This window comes from Microbacterium sp. GW823-FHT02G05 (genome assembly GCF_058797175.1).
On sequence record NZ_JBXAJK010000002.1, the window covers coordinates 1,114,679 to 1,140,346 of the forward strand.

At 67.7% G+C, this 25,668-nt stretch carries 21 protein-coding genes and 1 riboswitch; of the genes, 12 read left to right on the plus strand and 9 right to left on the minus strand.

Going from position 1 to position 25,668, the window contains the following annotated elements:
• Positions 1-78: 78 nt before the first annotated feature.
• Positions 79-555, minus strand: coding sequence for a DUF4188 domain-containing protein (locus tag AC1REM_RS15285; protein WP_492515382.1), 477 nt, complete (start codon positions 553-555; stop codon positions 79-81).
• An 89-nt stretch (positions 556-644) separates the two neighbouring features.
• Here AC1REM_RS15285 and AC1REM_RS15290 point away from each other — a divergent pair, with 89 nt between their 5' ends.
• Both AC1REM_RS15290 and AC1REM_RS15295 read left to right on the plus strand, forming a co-directional pair.
• Positions 645-1,211 (plus strand): TetR/AcrR family transcriptional regulator, encoded by a 567-nt coding sequence (locus AC1REM_RS15290; RefSeq protein WP_492515383.1) that lies wholly within the window; start codon positions 645-647, stop codon positions 1,209-1,211.
• A gap of 20 nt (positions 1,212-1,231) precedes the next feature.
• On the plus strand, positions 1,232-1,783 hold the full coding sequence (locus AC1REM_RS15295; protein ID WP_492515384.1) for a hypothetical protein: 552 nt from the start codon (positions 1,232-1,234) through the stop codon (positions 1,781-1,783).
• A 3-nt stretch (positions 1,784-1,786) separates the two neighbouring features.
• On the opposite strand, the gene AC1REM_RS15300 is transcribed toward AC1REM_RS15295, so the two are convergent.
• Positions 1,787-2,671, minus strand: coding sequence for a bifunctional methylenetetrahydrofolate dehydrogenase/methenyltetrahydrofolate cyclohydrolase (locus AC1REM_RS15300; RefSeq protein ID WP_492515385.1), 885 nt, complete (start codon positions 2,669-2,671; stop codon positions 1,787-1,789).
• 98 nt (positions 2,672-2,769) lie between these two features.
• Positions 2,770-4,044 (minus strand): serine hydroxymethyltransferase, encoded by a 1,275-nt coding sequence (glyA, locus tag AC1REM_RS15305; RefSeq protein WP_492515386.1) that lies wholly within the window; start codon positions 4,042-4,044, stop codon positions 2,770-2,772.
• 70 nt (positions 4,045-4,114) lie between these two features.
• Positions 4,115-4,197: riboswitch (ZMP/ZTP riboswitch) on the minus strand.
• A gap of 113 nt (positions 4,198-4,310) precedes the next feature.
• Between glyA and AC1REM_RS15310 the strand changes: the two genes are divergently transcribed.
• The 6 genes from AC1REM_RS15310 to AC1REM_RS15335 all read left to right on the plus strand — a co-directional run bounded on the left by AC1REM_RS15310 (position 4,311) and on the right by AC1REM_RS15335 (position 11,889).
• The gene (locus AC1REM_RS15310) at positions 4,311-5,825 is read left to right on the plus strand and encodes a beta-N-acetylhexosaminidase (protein WP_492515387.1); all 1,515 of its coding nucleotides are present in this window, start codon (positions 4,311-4,313) and stop codon (positions 5,823-5,825) included.
• The gene (gene nagA / locus AC1REM_RS15315; RefSeq protein ID WP_492515388.1) at positions 5,813-6,988 is read left to right on the plus strand and encodes an N-acetylglucosamine-6-phosphate deacetylase; all 1,176 of its coding nucleotides are present in this window, start codon (positions 5,813-5,815) and stop codon (positions 6,986-6,988) included. The genes AC1REM_RS15310 and nagA overlap by 13 nt, the downstream gene beginning before the upstream one ends.
• Positions 6,989-7,390: 402 nt before the next feature.
• A complete protein-coding gene (locus AC1REM_RS15320) occupies positions 7,391-9,688 on the plus strand; it encodes a sigma-70 family RNA polymerase sigma factor (protein WP_492515389.1) in 2,298 nt (765 codons plus the stop codon).
• A 59-nt stretch (positions 9,689-9,747) separates the two neighbouring features.
• The gene (locus tag AC1REM_RS15325) at positions 9,748-10,119 is read left to right on the plus strand and encodes a YrdB family protein (protein WP_492515390.1); all 372 of its coding nucleotides are present in this window, start codon (positions 9,748-9,750) and stop codon (positions 10,117-10,119) included.
• Positions 10,116-11,501: an FAD-binding oxidoreductase gene (locus AC1REM_RS15330; RefSeq protein ID WP_492515391.1), complete on the plus strand. Its 1,386-nt coding sequence runs from the start codon at positions 10,116-10,118 to the stop codon at positions 11,499-11,501. The genes AC1REM_RS15325 and AC1REM_RS15330 overlap by 4 nt, the downstream gene beginning before the upstream one ends.
• Positions 11,494-11,889, plus strand: a complete 396-nt coding sequence (locus tag AC1REM_RS15335) for an NUDIX hydrolase (RefSeq protein WP_492515392.1) — start codon at positions 11,494-11,496, stop codon at positions 11,887-11,889. The genes AC1REM_RS15330 and AC1REM_RS15335 overlap by 8 nt, the downstream gene beginning before the upstream one ends.
• Before the next feature lie 74 nt (positions 11,890-11,963).
• Here AC1REM_RS15335 and nagB read toward each other — a convergent pair whose 3' ends face one another.
• The 5 genes from nagB to AC1REM_RS15360 form a co-directional block, all read right to left on the minus strand.
• On the minus strand, positions 11,964-12,743 hold the full coding sequence (gene nagB, locus AC1REM_RS15340; RefSeq protein ID WP_492515393.1) for a glucosamine-6-phosphate deaminase: 780 nt from the start codon (positions 12,741-12,743) through the stop codon (positions 11,964-11,966).
• Complete coding sequence (locus AC1REM_RS15345; protein ID WP_492515394.1) at positions 12,736-13,662, minus strand: ROK family protein; 927 nt, start codon at positions 13,660-13,662, stop codon at positions 12,736-12,738. Before AC1REM_RS15345 ends, nagB begins: the two co-directional genes overlap by 8 nt.
• 159 nt (positions 13,663-13,821) lie before the next feature.
• Positions 13,822-15,015 (minus strand): ROK family transcriptional regulator, encoded by a 1,194-nt coding sequence (locus AC1REM_RS15350; protein WP_492515395.1) that lies wholly within the window; start codon positions 15,013-15,015, stop codon positions 13,822-13,824.
• 100 nt (positions 15,016-15,115) lie between these two features.
• Positions 15,116-18,397, minus strand: a complete 3,282-nt coding sequence (locus tag AC1REM_RS15355; protein ID WP_492515509.1) for a family 20 glycosylhydrolase — start codon at positions 18,395-18,397, stop codon at positions 15,116-15,118.
• Between the two features lie 131 nt (positions 18,398-18,528).
• Complete coding sequence (locus tag AC1REM_RS15360) at positions 18,529-19,752, minus strand: alanine racemase (RefSeq protein WP_492515396.1); 1,224 nt, start codon at positions 19,750-19,752, stop codon at positions 18,529-18,531.
• A 103-nt stretch (positions 19,753-19,855) separates the two neighbouring features.
• Here AC1REM_RS15360 and AC1REM_RS15365 point away from each other — a divergent pair, with 103 nt between their 5' ends.
• The 3 genes from AC1REM_RS15365 to AC1REM_RS15375 all read left to right on the plus strand — a co-directional run bounded on the left by AC1REM_RS15365 (position 19,856) and on the right by AC1REM_RS15375 (position 22,473).
• A complete protein-coding gene (locus tag AC1REM_RS15365; protein WP_204937923.1) occupies positions 19,856-20,269 on the plus strand; it encodes a RidA family protein in 414 nt (137 codons plus the stop codon).
• Positions 20,270-20,422: 153 nt separating this feature from the next.
• Positions 20,423-20,887 carry a hypothetical protein gene (locus AC1REM_RS15370; protein ID WP_492515397.1) on the plus strand — a complete coding sequence of 155 codons (465 nt, stop codon included), beginning with the start codon at positions 20,423-20,425 and terminating at the stop codon, positions 20,885-20,887.
• Positions 20,888-20,994: 107 nt separating this feature from the next.
• Positions 20,995-22,473 carry a L,D-transpeptidase family protein gene (locus AC1REM_RS15375; RefSeq protein ID WP_492515398.1) on the plus strand — a complete coding sequence of 493 codons (1,479 nt, stop codon included), beginning with the start codon at positions 20,995-20,997 and terminating at the stop codon, positions 22,471-22,473.
• Between the two features lie 225 nt (positions 22,474-22,698).
• On the opposite strand, the gene AC1REM_RS15380 is transcribed toward AC1REM_RS15375, so the two are convergent.
• Positions 22,699-24,915 (minus strand): NADP-dependent isocitrate dehydrogenase, encoded by a 2,217-nt coding sequence (locus AC1REM_RS15380; protein ID WP_492515399.1) that lies wholly within the window; start codon positions 24,913-24,915, stop codon positions 22,699-22,701.
• A gap of 174 nt (positions 24,916-25,089) precedes the next feature.
• Between AC1REM_RS15380 and AC1REM_RS15385 the strand changes: the two genes are divergently transcribed.
• Complete coding sequence (locus AC1REM_RS15385; protein WP_204937927.1) at positions 25,090-25,548, plus strand: GNAT family N-acetyltransferase; 459 nt, start codon at positions 25,090-25,092, stop codon at positions 25,546-25,548.
• Positions 25,549-25,668 lie beyond the last annotated feature (120 nt).

The following is a 25,668-nucleotide window of genomic DNA, read 5'->3' on the forward strand; positions in this document are numbered from 1 at the left end:
GTCAGCATATTGGCTCCAGCGCCCGCGCAGAACCCCCTCCTCGTTCCGAATTCCTCTGACAGCGCCGCCCTGAGCGCGTCAGCGCCCGAGCCGCTGGCGCGCGGTGTTGTTCCCCGCCGAGATCGGGACGTGGCTGGTCGCACCGGCGATGCCGAAGACGGGCATGTCGACGTAGACCGCTTCGAGGTCCGCGACAGGCACCTGATAGGTCTCGTGCCACACCCCCACATCACCCGATCCCTGCGCGGTGCGTGCGAAGTCGCGCCACGCCGCGAGGTGCGGCGCATCACGATCCGCGGCGAAGCGCTGCAGATGCTCGGGGCTCTCCCAGTACGACAGCAACAGCGTGGTCCGGCCGAACCAGCTCCGCGCGCCCAGCATCCCTGCCTCCGGATGGGCGGCGAGGTGATGCAGCATCGGAGTCATGCGCCGCGCGGTGCGCCAGACCGCGCCCAGCTTCCACCAGCGATTCGCCCGCATTCCGATCAGGAACACGGTGATGTCGGACCGATCCGGTGACGCCGTGTAGCGCCCGGGAAAGACCTGTTCAGCCATGGGTTGTCTCCTTCACTTGTGTCGCCATCTAATGGATAACGTTGTTACAAAACACTGTTTTGAAACGACGTTACGATACTGTGGACCGCATGGCAAGACCCCCGCTGTACGACGACGCTCTTCGTCGCCGACTTCTCGACGTGACGGTCGAGATCGTCGACCGCGACGGACCGGCGCGCGTCTCACTCCGAGACGTGGCGCAGCGTGCCGAGACGTCGACGTCAGCGGTGTACAGCCTGTTCGGAGGCAAGGGCGAGCTGCTGACCGCCGTCATCGAAGAAGGATTCGCCTCCTTCAGTCGGGCGCAGAGCGACGCGGAGCCCGAGGGTCTGCGGGCGCTCGGCGTCGCCTATCGGTGCTGGGCCCTCGCCAACCCCGCGCTGTACCGCCTGATGTTCGGCGGAGCGCAGCTGGTCCACGACATGCACTCTTCCGGAACCACCATGGCTCCGAGCGCCCTGCTCCCCCTCGCGCGCACCCTGGCTGCGACAGCGTCCATCGACGATGAGGGTCTTTGCAACGCCATCACCGTCTGGGCGCAGGTGCATGGTGCGGTCAGCCTCGAGCTCGCAGGAGTGGTTCCCGTGCAGATCGACGCCGACGCCGTCTACGAGACGGTTCTCGACACCATCGAGCGCGCCTTTCCCCCTCGGTGAAGCTGTGCCACGCTGAATGCATGAAGAACCGCATCGTTCGCGCCGTCTCGCTCTACGCGTTCACTGTGGTCGTGCTGCTGGCGATCGGCCTGCTCATGCCTCAGGTATCCGTCGGCTGGCACGCGCTGTGGGCTGGCGTGGTGCTCACCGCCGCGGCACTGCTGATCAAGCCGCTGCTCACCAAGATCTTCCGCAATGCCGCCGCCAAGTCCGCGAGTGATCGCACGCGCGTCGGCGAGAAGGTCGTGCAGTACGTCCTGGTCTTCCTGGTCGAGCTCATCATCTGGGTTCTGACCGTCATCTTCAGCGGCGTGCACGTGCGCGGCTTCTTCTGGGGATACGTCCTGCCGCCGCTGGCACTGCTGATCGCATGGATCATCTACGACGCCATCGATGATCGGATCGAGGCGAAGGCCGGACAGCTCTACGATCGGGTCGGCACCTCGGTACGAGGAACGTCTCGACCCGACACCTCCCCGTCCGCTCCGGAGGCGCCGACGACGAAGGCCGCCCACGAGGAAATCGCGGACGGCCTCACGCCAGAGCAGCGACGTCTGCTCGACGAGCTCTGACAGTCACTGCTGCGCGGCGCGCTCCGCAGCCTCGACGACGTTGGTCATGAGCAGCGCCACCGTCATGGGCCCCACGCCACCGGGGTTCGGCGAGACGAAACCTGCGACCTCTGCGACATCCGGGTGCACATCTCCGAAGACGAGCGACTTTCCGGTCTCGGGATCGGTCTCGCGCGTCACGCCGACGTCGAGCACGGCCGCACCGTGCTTCACGTCCTCGGCGCGGATCAGGTGCTTGACGCCCGCTCCGGCGACGATCACGTCGGCCTGACGCAGGTACGGCGACATGTCGGGCGTTCCGGTGTGCACCTGCGTGACAGTCGCATTGATGTCGCGGCGTGTGAGCAGCAGCCCCATCGGCCGGCCGATCGTCACGCCACGACCGACGACGACGACGTGCTTGCCGTTGAGGTCGTAGCCGTTGCGCTGAAGCAGTTCGATGACGCCGCGCGGCGTGCACGGCAGTGGCGTCTCGATCGGGGTGTTGACGTTCAGCACGAGGCGTCCGAGGTTCGTCGGATGCAGACCGTCGGCGTCCTTCGCCGGATCGATCCGCTCCAGGATCGCGTCGGTGTCGATGTGCTTCGGCAGGGGCAGCTGCACGATGTAGCCGTGGCACGTCGGGTCGGCGTTGAGCTCGTCGATGACGCGCTCGACGTCTTCCTGCGTCGCATCCGCGGGCAGCTCGCGCTGGATCGAGTTCATCCCGATCGCCTCAGACTGCCGGTGCTTCATGCCCACGTACAGCTGCGATGCCGGGTCAGCCCCGACCAGCACCGTCGCGATGCCCGGGATGATCCCCTGGGCACGGAGCGCCGCAACACGCTCGGTGAGCTCTTCCTTGATCGCCGCCGAAGCGGCCTTGCCGTCGAGGACCTTCGCAGTCATCTCATGTTCCTATTCGTCAAAAACCACCCTCTGCGCGAGAAACCACGTCTGCCACGATGCCTCGTGCAGAAAGTGGCTTCTCGCGCAGAACGGCCGAGTTACTGCTGCAGGTCCGGGTACAGCGGGAAGGCCGCGGCGAGAGCGTCCACGCGAGCGCGCAGCGCCTCGATGTCGGCACCGGGGAGCAGCGCGAGGGCGATCACGTCGCCGACCTCGGTGAATTCGGCGTCGCCGAAGCCACGCGTCGCGAGGGCCGGGGTGCCGATCCGCAGACCCGAGGTGACCATCGGCGGACGCGGGTCGTTCGGAACGGCGTTGCGGTTGACGGTGATGTGGATCTCGTGCAGCAGGTCTTCCGCCTGCTTGCCGTCGATCGCGGCGTCACGCAGGTCGACGAGCACGAGGTGCACGTCCGTGCCGCCGGAGCGCACGGCGATGCCGGCATCCTTGACGTCCTGCTGCGAGAGGCGCTCGGCGATGATCGCCGCTCCACGCAGCACGCGCTCCTGGCGCTGCTTGAACTCGGGGGTGCCCGCGATCTTGAACGCGGTCGCCTTGGCGGCGATCACGTGCATGAGGGGACCACCTTGCTGCCCCGGGAACACGGCGGTGTTGATCTTCTTCGCCAGGTCTTCGTCGTTCGTGAGGATGAAGCCCGAGCGCGGACCGCCGATCGTCTTGTGCACGGTCGACGAGACGACGTGTGCGTGAGGCACGGGGTTCGGGTGCAGACCTGCGGCGACAAGGCCGGCGAAGTGCGCCATGTCGACCCAGAGCAGAGCGCCGACCTCGTCAGCGATCTCGCGGAAGGCTGCGAAGTCGAGCGTGCGCGGGTATGCCGACCAGCCCGCGATGATGACCTTGGGCTTGTGCTCGATCGCGAGGCGACGAACTTCTTCCATGTCGATCGTCGAGGTCTCGGGGTTCACGCCGTAGGCGACGATGTTGTAGAGACGGCCGGAGAAGTTGATCTTCATGCCGTGCGTCAGGTGACCGCCCTGGTCGAGCGACAGGCCGAGCAGGGTGTCGCCGGGGCGGGCGATCGCGTGCAGGACGGCCGCGTTAGCCGTGGCACCCGAGTGGGGCTGGACGTTGGCGAACTCGGCACCGAACAGTGCCTTCGCGCGGGAGATCGCGAGCTCTTCTGCGACGTCGACCTCTTCGCAGCCACCGTAGTAGCGACGCCCCGGGTAGCCCTCGGCGTACTTGTTCGTGAGCACCGAGCCCTGCGACTGCAGCACCGAGACGGGCACGAAGTTCTCGGAGGCGATCATCTCGAGGAACGTCTGCTGGCGGGCGAGCTCGCGGTCGAGGACCTGTGCGATCTCGGGATCGACTTCGGAAAGCGGTGCGTTGAAGAACTTGTCGGTCATGCGTCCTCCTCGGACGGTTACGGGATATGGGTCTCGGTGCGCGTCCGCAGGGCGGACGTGTCTACAACAACTCATCGGCCCAGGCGCGCGGTCGAATCCGTAACGGTCGCTCCCCGGTGGTATCCCACCCAGACGCCAGTCGCGACGCCTGAAAGCTTAGCGGATGCCTGGGAGGTCGCCTTCGACTGTTTCCGCTGCAACATCCACCGCCACTCGGAATCGAAACGATTCGACAAAACGCGAAGATCCTGTTGTAGGTTTTGTTCATGGCCTTTCCGGAATCCCTCCCGCTGATCCCTTTTCCGACCTCCGTGCGTCGCGCTGAGGGCGCGCTCGCGCTGACCTCCGCACGCGTGAACGGGCCGGACGACGCCGTAGCCGCGCTGCGTGAAGCGTTCGCCGCACGCGCCTCGCTTCCCTTCGAAAGCGCAGCGAGCGCGGATGACGCGCAGATCGTTCTTCAGGTCGGGCCGACCTCGGCGGGCACTCCCGAGAGCTACGAGCTGCGTGTCGGCGACCGCGTCGAGATCACCGGCGCCGACAAGGCCGGCCTCTTCTACGGCATCCAGACTCTCCGACAGCTCGCGCACGAGGTCGACGGTGCATGGTCGGTCCCGCACATCGAGATCGACGATGCTCCCCGCTTCGCGTACCGCGGCATCATGCTCGATGTCGCACGCCACTTCTTCGGTGTCGACGACGTCAAGCGCTACATCGACAACGCGAGCGCGCTGAAGTACAACCACCTGCACCTGCACCTCACCGATGACCAGGGCTGGCGCCTGCAGATCGACGCGTGGCCGCTGCTGACGGAGAAGGCCGCCTCCTCTTCGGCACTCGGAGACGAGGGCGGTTTCTACACGAAGGACGACTACCGCGAGATCGTCCGCTACGCCGCATCCAAGCACATGGTGCTCGTTCCCGAGGTCGATCTTCCGGGCCACACGCACGCGATCGGCGTCGCCTACCCCGAACTCGTCGAGGCTCCAGTGATCAGTGACCTCCTCATCTCCGAGGGCCAGCGTCTGAACCAGCCGCTTCCGGTGGCCGGTCAGGTCTACACGGGCTGGGGTGTCGGTCACTCCTCCGTGCGCATCCGGGAAGAGCGCACGTACGACTTCGTCCGCGACGTGCTCACCGAGATCGCCGAGATCACACCCGGCCCGTACCTGCACATCGGTGGTGACGAATCCCTCGGCACCACAGCAGAGGACTTCGCGACCTTCGTCGCGCGCGCCACGCGCATCGCCACCGAGACCGGCAAGACCCCCGTGGCCTGGCACGAGGTCGGAGCTGTCTCCGACATCGCCGAGGGCACGATCGGCCAGTACTGGGGCAAGGTCACGCCCGAGGGATCGCACGCCGAAGAGGCGGCGCACTTCGTCGCTCGCGGCGGCTCGCTGATCATGTCGGCCTCGGATGCGACCTATCTCGACATGAAGTACGACGCCGATTTCCCGCTCGGACTCGTCTGGGCCGCCCTCATCAACGTGCAGAAGGCCTACGAGTGGGAGCCGACCTCGGTCATCCCCGGGGTCCCGGCCGAGGCGATCCTCGGCATCGAGGCTCCGCTGTGGTCCGAGACGACGCGCACGATGGCCGATGTCGAGCAGCTCGTCTTCCCGCGCGCTGCCGCCCACGCCGAGACCGCCTGGTCGGCGGCGACCGCGCCCGAGCGCACCTGGGACTCGTTCCGTGCCCGCGTCGCGGGCCTCGCTCCGGCATGGAAGGCTGAGGGGGTCAACTTCTACGCATCAGAGGAGATCCCATGGCAGAACTGACCCACAGCTCCGTGAGCGGCTCGCTCGTCATCCATTCGGCACGCATCGTCTCGGCGGGCACGACCGTGGATGACGGCTGGGCGCGCATCGAGGACGGGCGGTTCGTCGAGACCGGCTCCGGCAGCGACTGGGCTCCGGCGGACACGGTGGTCGATGCCCGGGAAGCCGCCGGCCCGGGTGCCATCCTCACTGCGGGGTTCGTCGACATCCATGGCCATGGGGGTGGCGGTGCGGCCTTCGACGAGGGCATCGACGCGATCCGTCATGCCCGCGCGATGCACCGAGCGCACGGGACGACACGCGCTGTCGTCTCGCTCGTCACGGCATCGCTCGACGCCCTGGAAGCGCGCGTCGCCGCCGTCGCGGATCTGGTCGACTCGGACGCGGACATCATCGGATCACACCTGGAGGGCCCGTTCCTGGATCCTGCGCACAAGGGTGCGCACGACGCGGCGCTGCTGCGCGATCCGGCTCCCGAGGAGGTCGCGCGACTGCTCGCCGCAGGTCGAGGAACCGTTCGCCAGGTGACGATCGCCCCCGAGCTCCCAGGTGGGCTCGACGCGATCCGCGCGATCGTCGCCGCAGGCGCCGCGGCCGCCATCGGCCACACCAGCGCCGACGATGCCATGGCCCGCGCGGCCTTCGAGGCCGGCGCCACGATCCTCACGCATGCGTTCAACGCCATGCCCAGCATCCACCACCGCGCCCCTGGCCCTGTGCTTGCGGCTGCCGCCGACCACCGCGTCATCCTCGAGGCGATCGCGGACAACGTGCACCTGCACCCGCACATCATCAAGCTCGTGTTTGAGTCGGCTCCTGGCCGCGTCGCACTCGTGACCGACGCGATGGCCGCGGCGGGTTCCGCAGACGGTCAGTACATCCTCGGCGCCCTCGAGGTCACGGTGGAGCGGGGCGTGGCCAGGATCGCAACCGGTTCTATCGCCGGGTCGACGCTGACACAGGATGTCGCGTTGCGCCGCGCCGTCGAGGCCGGTGCCTCCCTCGAGGCGGCCGTGGACGCGCTGACGACGACTCCGGCATCAGCCGTCGGCCTCGGTGAACAGCTCGGTCGGGTGAGCGCGGGATACCTCGGCGATGCCGTCCTGCTGACCTCCGACTTCGCGGTCGCGGCCGTGTGGACCGGAGCCGCGCTCGCGCGTTGAGCCTGAGGCTGCGCTCGCGCCACGCGGCCGGGCCAGTCAGGGAGGCCGCCGCCTCGGGGCGGACGGCGGCCTCTTCCCCCTCCTGGCAGAGTTCCCCACCTCTGCCGAGAGCGAGCGGAGCGAAGCTCCTCCCCCAAGACTTCGCACTCACCGATGCACAGACGCTCATCGGGTCACATCCGGCGTCCCCCTCGGAGCCGAACGCAACACTCTCTACAAGATGAGAGTGCGATCCCCCGAGTTCATTACGCGGAACCACAGAAGTTTTTTGAAAGCGAAGAAAATCTCGCCTTCCACTGGCCGCACGTCTCAGAACGCGTAAGAATGGTGAGTCCGTGTGGGAGCTTCCCCACGGATCCTCGGCGCTACCCTGCCTCGGCGTCGATACCTGGGGAATCATCTATGACCACGCCTGACAACGCACACCAGCCCGACGGCTCCTCGCGACCGCTCGAAGGCACCGGCGATGCGGATCTCGTCCTGCGCTCCCGCTCCGGGGATGCTGAGGCATTCGGAGAACTCTGGCAGCGCCACTACCGTTCGGGCATCGTCGTCGCCCGCGCGACGACATCGGTGCTCGACGCTGATGACCTCGTGCAAGAGGCCTACGCCCGCATCTATCAGGCGATCCAGGCCGGAGCCGGACCGACCGGTTCCTTCCGCGCCTACCTGTTCACGAGTATCCGCAACACGGCAGCGTCATGGGGCCGCGCGCGCCGCGAAGATCCGATCGACGAGTTCGACGCGATTCCCGATCCGCAGACCACCGAGGCCGGAGTCGGCGAGGCTCTCGACCACAGCCTGACCGCCACCGCGTTCCGCAGCCTGCCCACCCGCTGGCAGGAGGTGCTCTGGTACACCGAGATCGAGCGCATGAAGCCTGCCGCAGTGGGTGCGCTGCTCGGGATGTCCGCTGGCGCGACCTCGCAGCTCGCCTTCCGTGCCCGAGAAGGACTCCGCGAGGCCTGGATCCAGGCGCATCTGCACGCGGCGGGATCAGAGCCCGACTGCGCATGGACGATCGAGAGGCTCGGCGCATACTCGCGCGGCAATCTGAGCGGCAGGGATCGTGCGAAGCTCGACGCGCACCTCGAAGGCTGCCAGCGTTGTGTGATCGTCGCTGCCGAGGCAAAGGACGTCTCCCACCGTCTGGCGCTCGTTCTGGTTCCGCTCGTTCTCGGCGTCTCCGGTGCTTCGGCTTATCTGGCCGCGCTGCAGCACGGCACCGCGACCTCGATTCCTCTCGCGGCGATGCCGTCGTCGGTCATGGATGGCGCGGTGTACCTCGGCCCCGCCCCCGGCATCGACGCCACCGCGCACGCAGCGTCCGGTGCCGGCGGGCAGACCGTTGGTGCCGGAGGCGCAGCATCCGGTGCCGGCGGCGCAGCAAGCTCCGGAGGAATCATCTCGGGGATCGGAGCCCTCGTCGGCGTCGGATCCGCGGCGCTCGTCGTCGCCGGAGCAGTCGTCGCCGCTGCCGTCGTGCCGGGGCTGCTCCTCGCCCCCAGCGCGACATCCCTTCCGATCGCGGGCGAGCTCGGTGGCTCAGGGATCGTCGCCGAAGTGGCCCCTGACGCCAACGCCGAAGAGCGCCCGCTGGTGATCGTCCCGAACGCTTCCACGCCCCGGACGCGCAGCGGGCAGGACCCGCACACCGATCCCCGCGCCGAGGCCCCGCTCGCCGATGCTCCGACGTCGGCGACGCCTCCCGAGCAGACCACTCCTCCTGTCGATCCCGATCCGACGGATCCGACCGACCCCGGCGTCACGGACCCGGGCGTCACGGATCCCGGAGAGACCGATCCGACAGACCCCGGAGAGACCGATCCGACAGACCCCGGAGAGACCGACCCGACAGACCCGACCGACCCGACGGATCCGACCGATCCGACGGACCCGGGAGTAACGGACCCGGGAGTCACCGACCCCGGCGAGACAGATCCGACGGAGCCCGGGACCACAGATCCCTCCGAGCCGACAGAACCGACAGACCCCGGAGAGACCGATCCGACAGACCCCGGGACCACAGATCCCTCCGAGCCCGCAATCCCTGCGGGCGCACTTCCGTCGGTCGGCACCGCGACCGTTGCGTGCGCGTCCTCGCCCCGGCTCTCCTACGTGGCCGAGTACACCTTCCCCCTCACCGGAATCCCCGGCACGCAGGTGGAGGTGATCCTCGCCGGTAAGGTCCGCGCGACGGCACCGCTCGACACGACAGGGTCTGGCCTCGGCGTGCTTCGCATCACCGGCTGGAACTGGATCCTCGATCATCCCGTCGAGTTCCGCTACGTCACCGCATCCGCCGATGCGGCCAAGACCCCCGCCGTCGACCTGAGCTCTTTCGGCAGCGCCGACCACTGTGTGTTCGGCGGGGAGTCCGCCGCCGCGGTGAACGATGAGAGCGCGGCTGCGGATGCCATGGACTCGCCGTCGAGCGCGCCCGCACGTTCGGAGGAAGACGCTCCTCCCGTTCCTGCGGCTCGTGTGGAATCGGCGACGGACGGCACGTTCCCGGATGAGCTCACCGGCTCTGACCCTTCGATGGAAGGCAGCACGAGCGAACCCTCGACTGCCGAGACCGGGGTCGGCGAGCCTGTCTCCGAACCGGCGAGCACCGAGCTCCCCATCGCCGAGCCGTCGGGGATGAACGAGCCGACCGCAGACGTTGCGCCTGACGGCAGCGCTGCCGCCGCGGACTGACGCCCTCACACCGCTCCTCGAGGGGCGGTCGCCTCCGAGGCGCCGCCTAGACTGGAAGCATGTCCTCGTCTTCGCCGTCCCAGGAAACTCCGGGCGTCAACCCGCCCGCCGTTCTCGACATCGTGCGCGTGATCGTTCTGATCGGCGCTCTCGCCTCACTGGCACTCTGGGGCACTTTCTCCTGGCCGTTCCCGTGGAACATCGCGGTCGCCATCGGCGCCCCGCTGCTCGTACTGCTGGCGTGGGCGCTGTTCCTCTCGCCCCGGCCCGTGCTGCGCGTGCACCCCTTCGTGCGCGCGCTCGTCGAACTCGTGATCTACGCGAGCGTCACCGTGGCCTGGTGGTCGATGGGTCAGGTGTGGGTCGGCATCGGCTTCGCCATCGTCGCGATCGCGACCGGGCTCGCCGCAGGTCGCCGCGCGCTGGCATGACAGCACACGACACCCCCGTCGTTGCGCAGCTGCGCGCTGCGCTCGGTGAGCGTGTCGACACCTCCCCCACAGCACTCGAAGACGCCCGCGCGGACAAGTCGGGGCAGATCTCTCCCGGTCAGCCCCTCGCGGTCGTACACGCCGAGAGCGTCGTCGATGTTCAGACGACCCTGCGCATCGCGACAGCCACCTCGACACCCGTCGTCACCCGCGGAGCCGGAACAGGACTCGCGGGCGGTGCGAACGCGGGCCCCGGAGAGGTCGTCCTCTCCACCCTGCGGATGAACCGCATCCTCGATATCCGTGCTGACGACCTGCTCGCGGTCGTCGAGCCCGGCATCATCAACGATGACCTCGCGACCGCCCTCGACGCACACGGACTCTGGTGGGCACCTGATCCCGCGAGTCGCCAGATCTCCACCGTCGGCGGCAACATCGCCACGGGCGCAGGCGGCCTGCTCTGCGCGAAGTACGGTGTCGTACGTGATGCTGTGCTGGGCATCGATCTCGTCCTCGCTGACGGGCGCCTGATCCATCTCGGTCACCGCAGCGTGAAAGGCGTCACCGGGCTCGACCTGACGTCGCTGGTGATCGGGTCTGAGGGCACCCTGGGCGTCATCGTCGGTGCGACGCTGAAACTGCGCCGCGCGATCTCCGGCACCGTCTGCACCGTCACAGCGACCTTCCCGACGGTGCGCGCCGCAGCCGTAGCATCCGCCGCCGTCGCGTCCGCCGGCATCCAGCCGGCGATCATGGAGCTCATGGATGCGACGAGCCTCGCAGCGGTCCATCGCCTCCTCCGCCTCCCTGAGGCCACGCCGGGTGCGGCGCAGCTCACGATCCAGACCGACGGCCCCGCAGCGGCAGGCGAGGCCGATCAGATCGCCGCGGTTCTGCATGCGTCCGGCGGAAGCGTCACCCTCACACACGACCGTGAAGAGGGCGAACGACTGCTTGCCGTGCGGCGCGCGATGCACGCCGCGATGGCCTCACTCGGCAACACGCTCATCGAGGACGTATCCGTTCCCCGCAGCGCCCTCCCCGCGATGTTCGACGAGATCGCCAGGATCGAGACACAGCACGGGCTCACGATCCCGACGATCGCGCACGCCGGGGATGGCAATCTGCACCCCAACTTCATCTTCGATGGCGACAGCGTGCCCGATGCCATCTGGCGGGCCGCAGACGACCTCTTCCGCGCCGCGATCCGCCTCGGTGGAACACTGACCGGGGAGCACGGGATCGGGATGCTGAAGAGTCGCTGGCTGGCCGAGGAACTCGGCCAGGACCAGTGGGAACTGCAGCGCCAGATCGTCCGCGTCTTCGACCCCGCCGGAATCCTCAACCCTGGAAAGGTCTTCGTAGGAGCATCACATGCCTGACATTCACGTCTCCGCAGCCATCATCCGGGACGCGACGGGTCGTGTGCTCGTGGTGCGCAAGAACGGAACGACGCGCTTCATGCAGCCGGGAGGAAAACCCGAGGCCGGCGAGAGCGCCGCCGAGACCCTGGTGCGCGAACTCCACGAGGAGCTCGGCCTCGTCTGCGCCGTCGACGACCTCATCCCGCTGGGCGTCTTCATCTCCGCCGCCGCCAACGAGCCCGGGCACCGGGTGGTTGCGACAGCCTTCTCGATGACCGCCGAGGAAGACGACGTGCAGGTCCAGGCCGAAATCGCGGAACTGCGATGGATCACGCCGACCGACGCGCACACGCTGCCGCTGGCCCCGCTCAGCGAAGAGCACCTGCTGCCGATCGCCTGGAACTGAGGCCGCGCGGGGCCAAGAAGACGACGCTGGCCCCTCCAGTAAGGAGAGGCCAGCAGAAAATCAGTCGTGGCGGATCAGATACCCTGCCACGCAGGCTTGTTGTCGTAAGAGTAGCGGTAGTAGTCCGCCAGCTTGAGCTGCGACGCCGCCGCCTCATCGACGACGACCGTCACGTGCGGGTGCAGCTGCACGGCGGAGGCGGGCATGAAGGCAGACATCGGTCCCTCGACGGCCTCTGCGACCGCGCGGGCCTTCCCCTCGCCGAATGCGAGGAGTACCAGGTGGCGCGCCTCGAGAATCGTGCCGAGCCCCTGCGTGATGCAGTGACGGGGCACATCGTCGATCGAGTCGAAGAAGCGGGCGTTGTCTTCGCGGGTGCGCTCGGTGAGCGTCTTCACGCGGGTCTGCGAGGCGAACGACGAGCCAGGCTCGTTGAAGCCGATGTGGCCGTCGGTGCCGATGCCGAGAATCTGCAGGTCAATGCCGCCGGCGGTCTTGATCTTGGCCTCGTAGTCATCGCCGGCGTGCTCGATGCCGTCGACGGCGCCGTTGGGCACGTGAACCAGCTCGGGGGTCAGGCCAAGAGGCTCGACGACCTCGCGGCTGATGACCGAGCGGTAGCTCTCCGGGTGCGCCGGGTCGATGCCGACGTACTCGTCCAGCGCGAATGCGCGCACCTTCGAGACGTCCTGGTCCGCGAGGCGCGTGCGCAGTGCCGCATACACCGGGAGCGGCGTCGAACCCGTGGCGAGACCGAGCACCGTGTCCGGACGTGTGGCGATCAATCGTGCGATCTCATCCGCGACCAGCGCGCCAGCCTTCTCCGCGTTCTCGACGATGACGATCTCAGCCATTGATCATTGCTCCCTGTTCTCGATGTGCTGCGCCCACAAGAGCCGCACCCAATGCTGCCGCCGGTGATCCGGCTGGCAGAAGTTCAATCCTCTCATCAAGACGCAGCGACCGCATGAACGCGGAGGTCTCGGCTTCCTGGCGCAGCTCGGCGACGATGTCGTCGCGCAGCCGGTCCCCCAGCGAGGTGAGACCACCGCCGAAGACGACCGTCTCGACGTCCGCGCTGAGGACAAGGATGCGCACCGCTGCTGCCGCCCCACGGGCGATCCCCTGACGCAGAGAGATTGCCTCTGCATCGCCCTGCTCTGCCGCATCGAAGATGTCGAGGATCGGCAGGGCGCCGGGGCGACCCCACGCGCGGGCGACAGCGCCACCGCCGCAGAACGTCTCCACGCAGCCGCGCTGGCCGCAACCGCAGACACGCCCATTCGGGTCGACCGAGATGTGTCCGACCTCACCGGCGATGCCGCGCGAACCGCGCCACAGCTTGCCGTCGACGACGATGCCTGCCGCCACTCCGGTGCCGAGGTTCAGATACGCCATCGAGCGTGCGTCACCACGCAGCGCTCCCGCGCCGAGGGCCGCGGCCTTCACATCGTTCTCAACCGCGAAGGGCACGTCGATGACGCGGCGTGCGGCGTCGACGAGATCCAGAGATTCCACCCCGAGGTTGACCGCGTGGAGCACGCGCCCGGCGTGGGCGTCGACCAGGCCGGGGATGCCCACACCGACCGACTCGATCGCGCTCTCCTCGAACGACGCTTCCTGCCGCAGCGCGGTGATCGCGTCCAGAATCGTCGTGATGACAGCATCCGCGCCCCACCCTGTGGGAATACGGATACGTCCGGCAATCGTGCCGTCAGCCTCTACAGCAACGGCATCAGTCTTCGTGCCGCCGACATCCAGTCCAAGCTTCATCGACCGGGTGTCCTCCTCGTCGCCGACCCCGGAGGGACGGCCATCAGTTCGTACCCACGCAGAAAGAGCGGGCAATGTCAGATCGCACCCGTGCAGGTGCGATCTTGAAAAATCATGTGGCGTCGCGCGGACGCAGAGATGTGTCACGCCCCCGGGGCGTCACGAAACCCCCAGTTCACCTGAGAGCACCATCACGGCGGCACCGCGCAGCACGATGTCGTCTTGCGTAGTCATGCGAACGACCAGGTCATCGAAGACGCGTTCCAGCGTGCGCGCGAGCACCGTGGTTCCCGCGGCATCCAGCAGAACACCGCCGTAGAGATCGGGGGCTCCGGAGAGCACGATCTCGGAGAGGTCGAGTGCGGCGACGATCGGCGCGACGGCGATCGCCAGACGCGTTCCCGCGTCGCGCAGGACATTCTCGCGGCTCTCGTCGTCTTCGCAGGCGGCGAGGCGCTCTCGCAACCGGGTCTCCCCGAGCCACGCCTCCAGGCAGCCTTCCTTTCCGCAGACGCAGAGCGGGCCGCCGTCGGTGCCGACCACGACGTGGCCGATCTCACCCGCGGCAAAACGGCTGCCGACCATCGGCTGACTGCCGGAGATGAGTCCGGCACCGACACCGCGTGCGATCTTGATGAGCAGAAGATCGGACTTCGCCGCGCCGAACGTGTACTCCGCCAGCACCGCCGCATTCGCGTCGTTGCGCACGAGCACCGGAAGGTCGAGCTCAGCACCGAGCAGTCTCTGGAGCGGGAAGTCGCTCCACCCGAGGTTCGGGGAGCTGACGACCATGCCGTCAGGGCGCACGATACCCGGAGCGCCGACGCCGACGCCGAGAATCGGACGCTCAGCGGCCGCGACGAGCTGTGCGGCGAGCTCCCGGATCGCGTTGTAGACGGCGGTGCCGTCGACCGCGGCGGGGCGCGGAACGGTTCGTCGCTCCAGCACATCGCCATCGAGGCTCAACACGGCGCCCTCGAACGTCTGATGCCCAGACAGGTCGATCCCGAGGATCTGGTGGCCTTGACGATCGATGTCGATGAGGATCGGCGGCTTGCCGGGACCTGTGGTCTCGCGCACGCCCTTCTCGATGACGATGCCGTCGGCGATGAACTCGGCGATCAGATCGGAGATCGTCACGCGGGTGAGACCGGTCTCACGAGACAGGTCAGCGCGGCTCATCGCACCGGAGTGGTACAGCGTCTGCAGGACGAGCGCACGGTTGTGTCCGCGTGCGTGCTCGGGAAGAACCTTGCCGCGCGTGCGCAGGTGTCGCGCTGGTCCGAAGGCATGCCGATCACCGCCGGCATACTCGGCCGGCGCGGGGCGACGGTGCTCATCCGATACGGACATGTTTGTTAGTAGACCTTACGAACAAAATTTGCGCAAGCCTGAACGGCCCGTTGCCGACCAGGTTTATCAAAACGTTACTTGATTGCAACGCTCCTGGCGACTACCGCCGAATATTGGCGACCAGGCCCTCCACGATCGCTTCACGCTGCGCAACGGTCATGGGCTTTCCGGGGACTCCCGGACGACGCTGTTCGGGCAGCGGACCGTCCATACGACGATACGCCACCCCCGCCGCCGCAAGGCGACGCAGGTACACCGGAAGACGACGCTCGAAGTCGTCGATCGCACCCGGCACACCGCCGGCCCAGAGGCGTTCCGCCGTCGCCGCGAGGCGCGGGAAGATCGCGTAGTCGACACGGTCGCGCGTGGGCAGATGCTCGGTCCAGACATTCGCCTGACCGCCGTCGACCTCCGCCGGAAGCGTCAGGGTGTAGGCGTGCTCGATGGTCAGCGGCGGGCCCACCTGAGACGGCTCGTCCTCGATGTCCTCCTGGCGATAGTCGAAGTAGACCTCCAGGTCAGGGCAGGCGATGACCGGGATGCCTCGGGCGATGGCCTCGGCAAGTGCGACAGGTCCGCGCCAGGCCATGATCCGGGTCCCCTCGGGCACCTCGCCCTCCAGGACCTCGTCCCAGGCCAGAGGGATGCGTCCGCGAGAGCGCACGTGGGCAACGAAATGCCGCGTGAACCACGGTTGGATCTCGTGCACGTCCTGCATACCGAGCTCATCCATGCGTATGGCGGCCTGCGCGCTCTGCGCCCAGTCGTCTGTCGGCACCTCGTCGCCGCCGATCCCGATCCACGGCGAGTCGAAGGCTTCACAGAGCGCATCGATCGCCGCGTACCCGAAAGTGAGCGACTGCTCTGTGGGGGCGAGCGTGCGAATGTTGACGCCGAAGCGCTCCCAGGCCCCCGTCGGCGGCTCCTGCGCGTCCAGATTGCCGAGCTCCGGGTAGGCCGCGAGCGCGGCCTGCACGTGTCCGGGAAGCTCGACCTCGGGAACCAGGGTGATGTACCGGGCCGAAGCGTAGGCGACAAGTTCGCGCAGCTCGTCGGTCGTGTAGTACCCCTCGTGAAGGCCGTGCTCGACTGTCGAATGCACCCCGTGGCCGCGCTGGGTCGCCTCCCGTCGCGCGCCGATCTCGGTCAGGCGCGGGTAGCCGGGCACCTCGAAACGCCACCCCTGATCATCGCTCAGGTGCAAGTGCAGGACGGTGAGGTGATGATCAGCCAACAGGTCGATGAGCCGGCGCACGTCGGCTGCGGGACGGAAGTGCCGCGCCACGTCGAGCATCAGCCCACGCCAGGCGTACGCGGGCGCCCCACTCCATTCGCCCACCGGCAGAACGCCGCGCAGCCCCGTTTCGGGGGCGGCGAGCTGGCGCAGCACCGTGAACGCCCGGAACACGCCGATCGGAGCCGCGCCCTCGAGCACGATGCCATCCGGTGCGATCCGCACACGGAACGCTTCCTCCGCCACACGCCCGCCGTCGGCCGCATCGACTCCCAGTGCGGGATCGATCCTCAGGGTGATCGAGACGCCCTCTTCCTCGACGCCGTCAACGGCGGCGGCTTCGAGCGCCTCCGTGAGGAGTGCGCGGATTCCGGACAGCTCCTCGGACGCGTGGACGGTCGTGCCGATTCGTACGACGGCACCGTCGGCGTCCACGGAAGCCTGCATGAGCGGCAGTGTCGCGCGGTGCGCCGGCGGAGGCATCCGCAACGCGCGTCCCGGGAGCGCGCCTGTCGTCACCCCGTCTCGAACGACGACCTCGCCCGCGACGAGAACTTCGACGATGCCCTCGGGCGCGCTGCGGGGGGCATCGAATGTGGCTCCTGCAGCGATCGTCTCGGGATCGAAGAGGACGAGGTCCGCCGTGGCGCCCGCCCGGATCACACCGCGCGGAGCGTCTCCCCTGTGCAGCCCCAGCCGCTCGGCGGGCGTGCCGGAGAGGTGCCGGATCGCCTCCTCAAGGCTCAGCACGCCGAGGTCGCGCACATAGTGGCCGAGGTAGCGCGGGAAGGTGCCGAATCCGCGCGGGTGCGGCTTGGATCCGATCAGGATGCCGTCGCTGCCACCGCAGTGACGCGGATGCCGCATGATGGCGCGCACATTGTTCTCATCTCCGATGTGCATGAGGATCCCGGTGGCCCCGCCGTCCGCGAGGATCGTGTCGAGGACGACATCGATCGGCCGCGCGCCCCGACTCTCGGCGATCTCGGAGATCCGTCGTCCGACCAGCGGCTCCAGCTCTGACACCGAGACGCCGGAGATCTCGATCGTCGACCAGTCCGCGGGCTCGCCGTGGAAGCCATCGCAGCCGAGCTCGTCCACCTCGACGCGCACGCGTTCGCGCCCGTTGGCATCGAGTGCGGCGATCGCCTGCAGCAGGTCACCGCCCTCCGCGAGATGACTCGGCAGCAGAGCGGTCAGGGTCGTCGCACCGGGCAGGTAGGGGTAGGTGTCAAGCGTCACGTCGACACCGTCCGCGATCGCCGCATCCACCAGCGCGAGCAGCTCATCCGCCCGCCCGCGGTTGGGCAGGAAGTTCATGGTCGCGTGCGTCAGGTGGATCGGGCAGCCGGTGCGGCGACCGATCTCGATCGCCTCGGCGTACGCGTCGAGCGCCGCGCCGCCGTAGCTCCGGGTATGCGGCGCCCAGTAGCCCCCACGCTCCGCGACGATGCGGCACAGGTACTCGAGCTCGGCGGTCTCTGCGTACATGCCGGGCGTGTAGGTGAGCCCGCTTGACATGCCGAAGGCGCCCTCGTCCAGCGCCGCACCCAGCACCTCGCCCATGCGACGCAGCTCCTCGACGCTCGCCGGGCGGTTCTCATGGCCGACGACGCTCATGCGCAGGTTTCCCTGCGGTACGAGAGCCGCCACGTTGCCTGCCGTGCGCTCGTCGATCGCGTCGAGGAACTCCCCCATCGTGCGCCATGCGAACGGCGCCGCACGGCCGTTCCAGCCTGCGATCTGGCCGGCGATCTGCGCGGCCGTGACTTCATCGACCGGTGCGTAGCCGAGGCCGTCCTGACCGATGACCTCGGTCGTGACGCCCTGCAGCAGCTTCGCCGTATGCGCGGCGCCATCCATCACCGCGAGGTCGCTGTGCGCGTGCATGTCGATGAAGCCGGGCGCGAGCACGAGCCCGGTCGCGTCGATCTCGACGGCCCCCTCGGGCAGACTCTCCAGCAGCGGATGCAGCGGCGTGGCAGCATCCGTCTCGGCTTCCTCCTCGACACGGGCGACGAGCACCGGATGCACGAGCACGATGCGCGAGCCCTCCACGGCGACATCTGCGACCATGCGTTCCGCGCCTGTGCCGTCGACCACCGTCGCCCCGCGGTACACGCGCACGCGCCCCGCGGCAGCATGCATCGCGCTCAGTGCGAGTGTCACCGGCGGTTCACCGTTCGCCGCGCCGCTGTGATCAGTGATCGGGGTGGTTGCAGACATTGTGGTTCTCCTCGAACGCGACGACGCGCGGCGCAGCAGGGATGTTTCGGTGTTCAGAAGCAGGTCGCGACAGCGCCGATGACTCGCGGGTCCTCGGCATCCGGGTCGTCGATCACGGGAACGACGCGCCACTTGTCGAAGGCCGTGCACGGGTGCGAGAGGCCGAGGCGCACGACATCACCGACAGCGACGGGGCTGTCGTCTGGCAGGCGGAGGAACGCGTGCTGGTCGTTGAGGGCTGTGACCTCGCCCTCGACAGACTGCGGGATCGGCAGATCGATGTCGAACGGCACGTCGCGCCGCCCTGCGTCGAGAAGCGCAAGCCCGGGTTCGGGGTGCGACACCACCCGCGACCAGGCGTGCATCGCCGAACGCAGCGGCGCCGTGTCGACGTCGCGCCCGAAAGGACCCATGCGCGCGTAGAAGCCGTCATCGTGGACCTGGAAGGCTCCGGAGCGCAGCACGACGTCGGCGGAGTCGGTGCTCGGCGCCAGCACGGCCGCAGCGCGGTCGGGCCATGAGCTTCCGCCCGCGCTGAGCAGGGGACGCACGGTGTCGTCATAGAGCGGCAGAATGCGCGCGTGCAGGTCAACGAGTGTCTGCAGGTACGCGTCGACGGACGCCACGGAGGCATCCGAGCGATCAGGCCCGAACGGTCCTTCGTAGCCTGTGACTCCCGCGAGGCGCAGACCGGGAGCACGCGTGATCGCGGCGGCGATCTCCTCGCCTTCAGCGACGGTGCGTGCGCCGGTGCGGCCGTGCGCACCACCCAGTTCGACGAGCACACCGAGCGGACGCGCGGCACCGTCGAGCGCCGCCGCGAGGATGTCGACCGTCGCCACGGAATCAGCCCAGCAGAGCAGGGTGAGCTCGGGATTCGCGTCCAGGAGTGTGCCGAGGTCACGGGCCGCAGCAGCATCGGTGACCGCGTTCGCGATCATGACGCGCGGCACCCCTGCCTCGATCGCGATCGTCGCCTGCCACGGGGTCGCGACGGTGATGCCCCAGGCCCCGGCATCCAGCAGTCGCTGCCAGAGCGCGGGCGCCATCGTCGTCTTCCCGTGGGGAGCGAGCAGGATGCCCTGGGTCCGCGCCCAATCGAAGACGGTGTTCTCGTTGTGCGCGAGAGCAGCCTCGTGCACCGTGAGGATGGGGGTGCTGAACTCGGAGAGGCGCACGTCGGCAGCCGCGACGGCGGAGAGCGGAAGGCCGAAGAGGCGCGCGGGGAAGGATTTCGCCCAGGTTCCAAGCGTCGGGTCGGGAATCTGAAGGGTCACACCACCACGCTAGCCGAGCCCGGATGCCTGTTCGCGCAACCGCTGTTGCAATTGATGCATCACAGTTTCTCGGTCGGGAATCCTGAGTTCTAGGCTGAACGTCATGACCGCAAAGACTCGCGTTTCCACTGACGCCGCACCCGCACCCGCCCACACCTTCTCGCAGGGCGTCCGCAAGGGACCCTTCGTCCAGGTTTCCGGCCAGGGCCCCGTCGACCCCGTCACGAACGAGTACCTCTTCCCGGGCGACGTCGCCGCCCAGACCACTCGCACCCTCGAGAACGTGAAGGCCATCGTCGAAGCATCCGGCGCCAGCTTCGATGACGTCGTGATGCTGCGCGTGTACCTCACCAAGCGCGAGGACTTCCCCATCATGAACGATGCCTACGGTGCATTCGTCGAGGCGAACATCTCGGCCGGTGGAGTCCTGCCGTCCCGCACGACGGTCTTCACGGGCCTGCCCCGCGAGGAGATGCTCGTCGAGATCGATGGCATCGCCATCGTCGACCCTGCCTGATCGCGATCAAAGAGAGGGCGCGGCGTCGTGGCGCCGCGCCCTCTCTTTGCGGTTGTCCGCGTGGCGTCACCCTGTGGACATCCGATCAGGCCCGCCCAGAGTGCTGTGCTTTACTGGGCCGTCCTCCCTCCCCGATCCCGAGAAGGAATCGCCATGAACCGCCGCGTCGCCGCCATCGCCCTCGCCTCTGTGGCTCTGCTCGGACTCAGTGGATGCGCGGGCCTTGCCTCGGGCGCATCGGGTTCGAACGATGCGGGCGCGGCGAGCGGACCCGATACGCAGACCGTCGCCGAGGCCTGCGCGACCGTCGCCGACAAGGTGTCCGGTGTCGCGAACTCGTTCCAGAACTTCGACATCAGCACCGCGGCCGACGACCCGCAGGCGACCATCGCCGTCTTCACGGAGGCCGTTGACGCACTGAAGGCCGCGCAAGATGCCGTCGGCAACTCCGAGGTGCGGGAGGCGACGACGTCGATCCACAACAGCTTCCAGGCCACCGGAGACACGCTCAAGAAGCTGCTCGTCGACGGTGACGTGACCGCGGTGGCGAACATCGGCACCGTTAGCGGTGAGGTGCGTGCTGCGCTCGAGACCTTCGCAACGCTCTGCAACTCCTGAGCGCACTCCCTTTTCTCAGGGATCACCTGCATTTCCGTTGCCCTTCTGTTACCAGGGGTCACGTAGCATGGAATCCGACGTCATATTGGATCCATGGGGGGTGAATCGTGACGGAGAAGGCACCTGCGCCAGACGCACCATCCGGGTCTTCCGGAGCAGCCGCGTCGACGGCCGCCTCCCCCGCCGGGATTGCTCCCTCCGCGGATGAGCGACCGGTGCAGTGGGCCGAGCGCGAGCCCGTGACCAAGAAGCGTCACATCGGGCTGTGGATCGGACTCGGACTCGGCGCCGCCGCGCTGGCCGCCGGCGCCGCATCCCTTATCCTGATCGCTCCCGGGACGTCAATCGCCGGCGTTCCTGTGGGCGGGCTCACTCCCGGAGCTGCCGCTGACGCGCTCAGCAGCCGCGTCAGCACGGTCGAGGTGACCCTCAATGGCGCTCCGCAGAGCCCCGTCGTCACGGCCTCCGACCTCGGCGCGTCGATCGACGCCAAGGCCCTCGCTGACCAGGCCTTCGCCGAACGCCCTGCCTGGAACCTCGGCGCCTGGTTCGGTGCCCCCATCGAGGGAAAGGTCACGGTCGATCCCGCGAAAGCAGAGCCCCTGCTGCGCGATCTTGCGAGCGCGGCCTATGACGATCCGATCGATGCCGGCGTCGAGTACGACGCCACGACATCAACCTTCATCACGACACCGGCAGAATCCGGTACCGGCATCGACCTCGACGACCTCACCGCGAGCATCGCGAACGCCGTGGCAGGCGATTCCTCCGCGGTCTCCTTCGACGCGGTGGCATCCCGCGTCGACGCTCCGGTCAGCGATGACGACGCCGCCACGATGGCGAAGAGCATCAACGAGATGCTGGCCGGTCTCGGGTTCTATGTGGGCCTGGAGCGGACCGTGCCCGTCAACGCTGCGACTGCCGCGACCTGGATCACCGTGGTCGACAATGACGGACAGCTCGAGATCGAAGCGGATCGCAAGGCCATCAAGGCTGCCGTCGATGCTCTCCCCCCGGCTGTCAACCGCCCGCCCGTCAACGCACAGGTCGTGGTGAACAGTTCCGGCGAAGTGCTGCGCGACATATCCGCAGGAGTCGCGGGCCGCGCGCTCGGCGACGTCTCGACGCTCGCAGAGAAGGCTGCCGCTCAGTTGGAAAAGGGCAACGGCGTCATCGATCTTCCCGTGACAGAGACTCCCTTCGCCACGACCAACCTCGCCCGCGTCATCGACGTCAATCTGAGCGAACAGCTCGTCTCGGTCCTTGAGAACGGCACGGTCATCGACTCATGGTATGTGTCGTCAGGCCGTGACGAGTTCGCCACGCGAACCGGCAGCTTCGAGGTGGGCTGGAAGACGCCGAGCCAGAACATGGGCGACGAAGACCTCACACAGGCGCCCTTCTACTACCAGCCCGACGTGAAGTGGGTCATGTACTTCAACGGCGATGAGGCATTCCACGGCGTGTACTGGCACTCCAACTGGGGAACCCCGATGAGCCACGGCTGCGTCGGTATGCCCGAGTGGCGCGCCCAGTGGCTGTATGACTGGGCGCCTGAGGGCGTCGACGTCAACGTCCACTACTGAGCCCCCGAGGCGCCGCGCCGCTGAGCCCTCTCTCTGACGTGCGTGTGTCCGGGCCCTGCTCAGCGAGCGGTCCCAGAAACTCCGCTTGGGATGCCTCGGACGTCGGAGTTTTCGGGACCGCTCTGTGGGTGCGGGACCGCGCGGAGGGTGAAGGGCGAAGGGTAAGCACGGACAAAAGGAGAAGGGGCGGATGCCGCAGCATCCGCCCCCACTTTCTTGCAGCGATCAGATCGCGTCGATGACCGCGTTCAGCGTGGACGACGGACGCATCGCGGCTGCAACCAGTGCGGTGTCGGGGCGGTAGTACCCGCCGATCTCCACCGGCGAGCCCTGCACGGCGATGAGTTCGGCGACGATCTCCGACTCCTTGGCGGCGAGCGCCTCGGCGATCGGCGCGAACGCGGCAGCGAGCTCTGCGTCGGCCGTCTGCGCGGCCAGCTCCTTCGCCCAGTACAGGGCGAGGTAGAAGTGGCTGCCGCGATTGTCGATCGTTCCGAGCTTGCGGCCGGGCGAACGGTCTTCCTCCAGGAAGGTGCCGGTTGCGGCATCCAGCGTGTCTGCCAGCACCTTGGCCTTGGCGTTGCCGGTGCGGTCAGCGACGTGCTCGAACGAGGCTGCCAGTGCGAAGAACTCGCCGAGCGAATCCCAGCGCAGGTAGTTCTCTTCGACCAGCTGCTGCACGTGCTTCGGGGCCGAGCCTCCGGCACCGGTCTCGAACAGTCCACCGCCGGCGAGCAGCGGAACGATCGAGAGCATCTTCGCGGACGTTCCGACCTCGAGGATCGGGAACAGGTCGGTCAGGTAGTCGCGCAGCACGTTTCCGGTGACGGAGATCGTGTCGAGCCCCTGACGGATGCGCTCTAGCGAGTAGCGGGTTGCCTGCTCGGGCGCGAGGATCTCGGTTGTGAGGCCGTCGGTGTCGTGCTCGCCCAGGTACGTCTTAACCTTGCCGATGAGCGACGCGTCGTGCGCGCGGTTCTCGTCGAGCCAGAACACCGCGGGGGCACCCGTGGCTCGCGCTCGCGACACGGCGAGCTTCACCCAGTCACGCACGGCGATGTCCTTCGTCTGCGTGGCACGCCAGATGTCACCCGTGGCGACCTCGTGCTCGAGCACGACCTCGCCCGCGGCGGTGACGACCTGGATGCGGCCGGGAGCGGCGACCTCGAACGTCTTGTCGTGGCTGCCGTACTCCTCCGCTGCCTGCGCCATGAGGCCCACGTTCGGCACGGATCCGATCGTTGCGGGGTCGAGCGGGCCGTTCTCGATCGTGTCTTCGATCGTGGCCTGGTAGACGCTCGCGTACGAGGAGTCCGGAATGACGGCGAGCGTGTCGGCTTCGCCTCCGTCAGCACCCCACAGCTTGCCGCCGTTGCGGACGAGCGCGGGCATCGACGCATCGACGATCACGTCAGAGGGCACGTGCAGGTTCGTGATGCCCTTGTCGGAGTTGACGTACGACAGTCGGGGGCCGTTCTGCATGGCGCGGAAGAACGCCTCGGCGATCGTCTCGCCGCCCTCGACGTCGGCCAGGCCCGAGAGGATCGAGCCGAGGCCGTCATTGGCGGTGAGACCTGCCGCCGCGATTGCGGCACCGTGCTCGGCGAACACGTCGGCGAAGTAGGCCTTCACGACGTGGCCGAAGATGATCGGGTCGGAGACCTTCATCATCGTCGCCTTGAGGTGCACCGAGTAGAGCACGTCCTCCGCCTTGGCGACCGCGAGGGTCTCGGCGAGGAAGGCATCGAGCGCGGCAGCCGAGAGGAACGTCGCATCCACGATCTCGCCCGGAAGAACCTTGAGGTTCTCCTTCAGCACCGAGACGGTGCCATCGGTGGCGACGTGCTGGATCGTCAGGACGTTGTCGCCCTCGGAGATCCACGACTTCTCGTTGGACTTGAAGTCGTCGTGTCCCATGGTCGCGACGCGGGTCTTGGACCCTTCGGCGAAGGCCTTGTTGCGGTGCGGGTGCTTCTTGGCGTAGTTCTTCACCGCCAGGGGTGCGCGGCGGTCGCTGTTGCCCTCACGCAGAACCGGGTTCACGGCCGAGCCCTTGATGCGGTCGTAGCGGGCGCGGACGTCCTTCTCTTCGAGCGTGTTCGGCTCGTCCGGGAAGTCAGGGATGTCGTAGCCCTGGCTCTGCAGCTCGGCGATCGCGCCCTTCAGCTGCGGGATGGATGCCGAGATGTTCGGCAGCTTGATGATGTTGGCCTCGGGCAGCGTGGCGAGGCCTCCGAGCTCGGCGAGTGCGTCGCCGACCTGCTGGTCTGCCGTGAGGCGCTGCGGGAAGGCGGCGAGGATGCGACCGGCCAGCGAGATGTCGCGGGTTTCGACCTCGATGCCGGCCTTGCCGGCATATGCCTGGATGATCGGCAGGAGCGAGGCGGTGGCGAGCGCCGGTGCCTCGTCGGTGTAGGTGTAGATGATGGCGTCGTCGGTCACCGGGAGGTACTCCGTTCACGGGGAAATTTGTCTCGATACCAAGATACCCGAGCCGGAGATTCCGCGCCTGTGCGGGTCAACGGCCGCGCTTTCCCGCCCGTTTCCGACGTCGGGATTTCCACACACATTCCGTAATGCTGGGTTCGGGTGCCCGGATGGGGTTAGCCTGGGGACATGACAGAACTGCGCCTCGTCGAACTGTCCGCGAAGACCATCGTTGCGGTCAACAACCTGTCCCTGAAGCCAGGGCAGGAGCAGTTCCTTGCGCCCGTGTCGTACGGCATCGCCGCGACTGTGGCCAATCCGCTCACCGTCTGGCAGCGCGTTGTGCTCGACGGCGATGAGGTCGTCGGCTTCGTGAGTGCCAACTTCGATCCGGATGCTCCGGAAGAGCACTTCCGCTCAATCCTGTGGCGGATCAATGTCGACGCCGATGACCAAGGACGCGGTGTCGGCCGCTTCGCCGTCGAAAGCCTCGTCGAAGAAGCCCGCGCACGCGGCTTTCACCATGTCAACGTCATGTACGAGGCCGGCGAGGACGGCCCCGAGATTTTCTTCCACCGGGTCGGCTTCACGCCGATCGGTGAGACGGCATACGCCGAGGTCATCGCTGAGATTCGCGTGACCGACTAAGGCCGGCGGCGGGGCTTCGGATCCCCCCTCCCCCACCGAAGCCTCGTCGCCTTCTCACCGCAGCGCCTCGCGCCGCGTGAGGGGGCACAACAACGGCACTTCCATCGGATGCAGACTCGC